At 34.5% G+C, this 5277-nt stretch carries 7 protein-coding genes and 2 pseudogenes; 8 read left to right on the top strand and 1 reads right to left on the bottom strand.

What is annotated here, in order from left to right; translation table 11 throughout:
- Nucleotides 1-167: 167 nt before the first annotated feature.
- From GMD6S_RS08155 to GMD6S_RS08120, 8 genes and pseudogenes are all read left to right on the top strand, one after another.
- Nucleotides 168-590, top strand: a complete 423-nt coding sequence (locus GMD6S_RS08155; RefSeq protein ID WP_000805166.1) for a hypothetical protein — start codon at nt 168-170, stop codon at nt 588-590.
- A 12-nt stretch (nt 591-602) separates the two neighbouring features.
- Entirely contained in the window at nt 603-1025 is a 423-nt protein-coding gene (locus GMD6S_RS08150; protein ID WP_000805164.1) for a hypothetical protein, read from the top strand.
- A gap of 727 nt (nt 1026-1752) precedes the next feature.
- Nucleotides 1753-2184, top strand: coding sequence for a hypothetical protein (locus GMD6S_RS08140; protein WP_008278436.1), 432 nt, complete (start codon nt 1753-1755; stop codon nt 2182-2184).
- 76 nt (nt 2185-2260) lie between these two features.
- Entirely contained in the window at nt 2261-2920 is a 660-nt protein-coding gene (locus GMD6S_RS08135; protein WP_000443989.1) for a DUF6572 domain-containing protein, read from the top strand.
- A gap of 86 nt (nt 2921-3006) precedes the next feature.
- Nucleotides 3007-3171: pseudogene (locus tag GMD6S_RS12735) on the top strand (hypothetical protein); the annotation flags it as partial.
- A complete protein-coding gene (locus tag GMD6S_RS08130; protein WP_000708259.1) occupies nt 3172-3726 on the top strand; it encodes an NAD glycohydrolase inhibitor in 555 nt (184 codons plus the stop codon). It begins immediately after the preceding pseudogene.
- A 41-nt stretch (nt 3727-3767) separates the two neighbouring features.
- Nucleotides 3768-4343, top strand: a complete 576-nt coding sequence (locus GMD6S_RS08125; RefSeq protein ID WP_000165997.1) for a DUF6572 domain-containing protein — start codon at nt 3768-3770, stop codon at nt 4341-4343.
- 62 nt (nt 4344-4405) lie between these two features.
- The gene (locus GMD6S_RS08120; protein WP_000662241.1) at nt 4406-5086 is read left to right on the top strand and encodes a hypothetical protein; all 681 of its coding nucleotides are present in this window, start codon (nt 4406-4408) and stop codon (nt 5084-5086) included.
- Nucleotides 5087-5214: 128 nt separating this feature from the next.
- On the opposite strand, the pseudogene GMD6S_RS13115 reads toward GMD6S_RS08120, so the two are convergent.
- Nucleotides 5215-5277 (bottom strand): annotated as a pseudogene (locus tag GMD6S_RS13115) (hypothetical protein); the annotation flags it as partial.

Raw genomic sequence — 5277 nt, 5'->3', positions numbered from 1 at the left:
TTTTTAACTAGCAAACCCCTCATATCAAGCGCTTGTATGGTATAATAATGGGAAACGTTAACATTGATTTTTAAGGTAGTTCTATCATGTTGGAATACCAAATAAAAAAGATTATGAGTGCTCTACTAGTTTAGTCTGAAAGGGTTATAAGAAAAGGGAAAATACAAATGAAACCAACAAAACTACAATGGGAAGATGTTATCCAATTTGAAGAGGTAAAAGGTTACGGTCAGCATATCTGGAGAGATGGTAATCATCTTTATTATGTTGATGAGGAGGGAGGAATTGCCCCTCAGCGTGTAGTTTATAAATTACCAAATGAGCTGTTTGCCTTATTAGAAAGTGGAGAGAGATCGCTACTCGAAATATCTTGGAAGATTAAGCACGATCGTTGGCCACCGATGGAAGAAGAAATCAATAAAATAAAAAGAGGAAGAGCCAAAGAACGACCAAAGATACTGATAGCTAATCCGAAAAATCAATTACTTTTTACACAAGAAGAATTAAAAGAGTTAATGCCTATTGCAGAGACGATTTGGATCGAATCTGAAGGCAAATTTCCAGATGATTATGTATCACCACTTAAGTAAGGAAGGTATAAAATGAAACCAACAAAACTACAATGGGAAGATGTTATCCAATTCGAAGAAGTAAAAGGTTACGGAAAATCCATCTGGAGAAATGATAACAAGTATTATTTAGTTTCAGAAGAGGGAACCGTAGCTTCTTGGTTAGTTGTCTATGAATTACCACAAGAATTATTTACCTTACTAGAGAGTGGAGAACGGACTCTACTTGAAATATCTTGGAAGGTTCAAAACGATTGTTGGCCACCGACGGAAGAAGAAAAGAAAGCTAGTGAGAAACGATTTATAGAAGAGAGTCCGACATCATTAATTGATTTACCTGAAACTAGAGAGTTATTTACTCAGGAAGAGCTTGAAAGATTAATTCCAATTGCTGTGCAAATGTGGATTGACTGGAGAGGCAAACTTCCAGATGATTATGTATCGCTACTCAAGTAAAAGAGATATATAATGAAACTGAATTCCAGATATTAGAGAGCTCTAATCCAGTTCACTGAAGCTATGAAAAAGCTTATATCATTTGATTATGGTTAGAAAGGGAGTGGAAATGATAGAAAAGAATAAACATTATACTGGACTAGTTCATCTAGGAGAGTTTAAGAACAAATTAGTTTACTATGACTTAAAGACAAAGAAATTGTTTTTTTCGATTCCAGAAAGAACTTCTAAGAGTCAACAGTACGTTATTCTTTCTCTGGTATTGCTATTTCTTCCTTTTATCAGATTTCTGAATGGATTAACAATCTTTAGTATATCTGCTCACAAGTATCTTTATTTGGTTTTATTCTCTTGTCTTTCCTTACTTTTCGGGAAATTGCTGGATGTCTATTTTAAGAAAGATTTGGATTTGTATCCGGCTCTATTTACAGATTTGGAGTACTTAGAATTCCTAGAAGTAGTAAAGAAAAGTGGAGCTGTTGTTTCTTCCGTAATTCGTGGTAGCTTTATTAGTTTGTTAGTATCTTTAGTCGTATTCCTGTTATATCCTAGTTTTTTGCCATTATTTTTCCACTCGATGCTTTTGTTTATTGTCTATTTGTGTTTAGCCAATAATTTGCACAAGCGAAAGAAGATCATGGGGAGCTTGATAAGAAATGCTCGCACCAACTAGATCTTTTTTGCCTATGATAGAGAAGAATTAAAAAAGTAAAGAAAGTCGATGTATATGACAATAGAAATGCTGCAATACAAAAATTGTACGGTATTAAAAAACAATAAGGATTATGAGATTCTGTGGAGTAGAGGGAAAGAAGTGCTTAACTTTCCCATTAGCCAGGAATTAGCAGAACGTGTTTCAAAATCAGAAAAAGATTCTTTAGAAGTAATGTTTTATTGTGAACATCATCGTTGGCCTAAAGCAGATGAGTTAGAAGATTGTAATCAATCGGATACGATTGTACATAGAGGCAATGGATTTATTGTATATGAGACAGATGGTTATTACGAAATTAGCTTCTTTAAAGAAGTTGGAGGAGCCATGGGGCCAGAAGTTCGCTATCCTATTACTAAAGAACTGATGGATAGAGCATTTGAATCTTCTAGGGGAGCATACGAAGTCATGATTTATGCTGAAACGGGGCGCTGGCCTTTATGGTAAAGAGGATGACTTCATATAAACAGCCTCAAAATAGGGAATAAATATAGACATTTGGTAAAAGACAAAGGAGATAAGAATGGAATCAATTTATGTAAGTCAAAAAGATATGTTGGAAATTTGTCAAGATGGTGATAAGTATTTCTTGCGTTATCCAACTTTTAATATTACCATGCCAGAAGTAGTTCAAGAAATCCCCAAAGAAGCTGCAGATAGTTATATGTCGGGAGAACATACTGGTAAAGAGTTGATGAATTATGCAGATTATGGTTTTTGGAAATCTAAAAAGCAGTATACACAAGATGAGTCTGGTAAGCTCTTCATCGAAAATCATCCTTCTTTTATTTTAAAAAACCCAGGAAATACTCGTCGTCTTTTTACAGCAGAGGAATTTAAACAAATTGTCACTCAAGCCATTGTTTCAGAACTGGAACCTAGCGAACTTGATGCAATTGGTATAGTTGATAATCATTTGGAACTTCTTCTAGTTGATCCAGTTGGCTGGGAGGAAGAGATAGAAGCAGTCCATCTGGAAATTCTGCAAGAAAAAATGAATAATTACATTCACTTCCTCGAAAGTAAGCAGTATGTGGAGCGATATGGTGATCAATTTGACAAAAAAGTCATCCATATCACATTCCAGTATTCTCCATCTGATAATGGCTTAGCCTTCCTCGCAGCTGTTCAGCAGGTATTGCAACCGACGGATATGATCTTGAAGGTAGAATTGCCAGAGTAAAAAAGGGAGCGGAAACGCTCTCTTTTTGTGGTATAATGAGACTATATTTATAAAAAGATTATTTAGCATTTCTAAATAGCGAACTACTTATGCCAACGATTGACACAAAGGGGCATTCTTACGATGATTTTCTATCTGCGATTGAACGTCAAGGCTATTATGAAATCAAAAATCCACGCGTCTATGAACCAGGCACTAATAAAATTGAGCAAATTGAAGGAATTTTTAGAATTAATCAATGGAGTAACTAAATGAAAATATATGAATTACCAGAGCCTAAAGATTATCAATCTTTTATTAATTTTTATCGTAATGTGATGAGAGAAGGAAAAGAGGAAGAAGCCTTTTTAGGCACAGATGCAAAATATCGTATACGAGAACGGGATTCTTATGAAGTGGATAGTACAGATATTAGTGTATTGATGGAATATTGCTTATTCCCTCTGTATGCAGAAGGTGACAGGGATATAGCGCGCAGAACCTTTGATATCTTGAAAGATTTTAGTTTATCGGTTGACCTAGTCAAATTAGATAAGGTAACTGATTATATTTCTATGCAAGGCAGTCGTTTAAGAAGATATACAAGCCTTCCCTTTGTTATTGAAACAGATGAGTTGGTAAGAAATATTATAGAAAGTATTTCAAAATTATCAGATGAACAGAAACGTACTTATACCTATGAAAGACTATGTAATGTATTAGACCGTAGTCCGTTATACAGACAGTGTGATGAAGAAAAGGTAGAGAAGATTCTTAAGGAATTCAAGGAAAAATACTACAATCCACCTAAGGTAGTGGAGCTATAGCAAACGCCATATTGAATGTGAGAGTTGTGGAGGAATTTTAAATGACAAAACAAGAACTGGTAAATTTCATTAATCAACATAGAGATAAGATGGGGATATTTCATATTGCGCTTGATGAGCGATATGGAGGTCAATTTACTTTGGGATACTATTACGATGAGAAATCTAGTCAATATAAAGTATATGAGGTTAATGAGCGCCAAGATATCTGGATAAGAGACGAATTTAAAAATGAAAGTGATGCAATAGATCGACTTTATCGTTTGATAAAAACGACATTTTGGATAAAAGAATCTCTTATTCAGTTAGATGTTTCAGAAATTGATGCAATCGGAACGAGTGACACAGACTTGGAACTTTTATTAATAGATGGCAATCTTTGGCTTCCAGATACTGAAGAAGAACATTTGTTGAAACTGCAAGAAAAACTCAACAACTATATCTACTTCCTCGAAAGTAAGCAGTATGTGGATCGATATGGCGATAGCTTTGATAAAAAAGTCATCCATATCACCTTCCAATATTCTCCATCGGATAATGGACTAGCCTTTCTCGCAGCTGTTCAGAAGGTATTACAACCAACGGATATGATTTTGAAGGTAGAATTACCTGAGTGATAAAGGGAGCGGAAACGCTCTTTTTTATGTTATAATAGGCATAGAATGTTTAGGAGAAAGAGATGAAGGAAAATAAACGCTTATTTTGGGTTGTTAGTGTGATGTTAATGGTCCTGACTCTTTATACACTGACTGGATGTAGTTTGGGTGGTGAGACCATTCCCAAAAACAGAACAAAGGAACAGTACGAATTTGAAAAAACGTTTGAACCTATATTTAAATTTTTAGAGCAAGACAAGAAGGAGTTTAATGGATTAAAGCTTTACAAAAATAGTATTTATATAGAGAGTGGAAACGTAGTAAAGGATTATAAAGTATTCTTAGATACTAGCCAATCTGACATTAAGGGTGACTATACAATAAAAATTGGGGATAATAAAGAAACAGTTCCTGTTACTTACTCTAATGGGAAGTTAAATTATGGGTCGGAGGTAACTCCTTTATATGATGAAGAAATTCTTAATTTGGTAGTACAAAGAGATTATTTCGCTTCCTTGAATATAAAAGAAACCTTTAAGAGTGCAGAAACAGAGCTTCGTGATATTATCTATGAACCAGAAAATCATTCTGACCTCTATAAATATCTTAAAAATAAGTACGATATGCCAGAGGATACAACCTGTAGAATCAGAGTAAGGTACTCTAGTGGAACAATCTATGGAATTTCAATACTAATGGAATCTAGGGATGAGGCTGTTCAAATAGATTTAACTATATTTAAACAACGGGAGGATAATCAATGAATGAAATTGAAAAAAGGAACCGTCGGGTTGAAAGGTAAAGCACTATAAAAGCTGTTTTATAACTGATTTTTAATGAGCATCAGGAGATATTATGTTAAAATCGAACAAGTGGATATTCCTTGCAATTTCCGTTCACTTGGGTGAATGAAACCAAGCATGTTATTCTCTGGTAGGTAAACAAATGTTCCTGA

This window comes from Streptococcus sp. GMD6S (assembly GCF_000297015.1).
This window is presented reverse-complemented; position numbering and strand designations above follow the sequence as displayed.

Coding starts and splice junctions, on each gene's coding strand:
- GMD6S_RS08155 (WP_000805166.1), top strand. CDS start 168: ATGAAACCAACAAAACTACAATGGGAAGATGTTATCCAATTTGAAGAG.
- GMD6S_RS08150 (WP_000805164.1), top strand. CDS start 603: ATGAAACCAACAAAACTACAATGGGAAGATGTTATCCAATTCGAAGAA.
- GMD6S_RS08140 (WP_008278436.1), top strand. CDS start 1,753: ATGACAATAGAAATGCTGCAATACAAAAATTGTACGGTATTAAAAAAC.
- GMD6S_RS08135 (WP_000443989.1), top strand. CDS start 2,261: ATGGAATCAATTTATGTAAGTCAAAAAGATATGTTGGAAATTTGTCAA.
- GMD6S_RS08130 (WP_000708259.1), top strand. CDS start 3,172: ATGAAAATATATGAATTACCAGAGCCTAAAGATTATCAATCTTTTATT.
- GMD6S_RS08125 (WP_000165997.1), top strand. CDS start 3,768: ATGACAAAACAAGAACTGGTAAATTTCATTAATCAACATAGAGATAAG.
- GMD6S_RS08120 (WP_000662241.1), top strand. CDS start 4,406: ATGAAGGAAAATAAACGCTTATTTTGGGTTGTTAGTGTGATGTTAATG.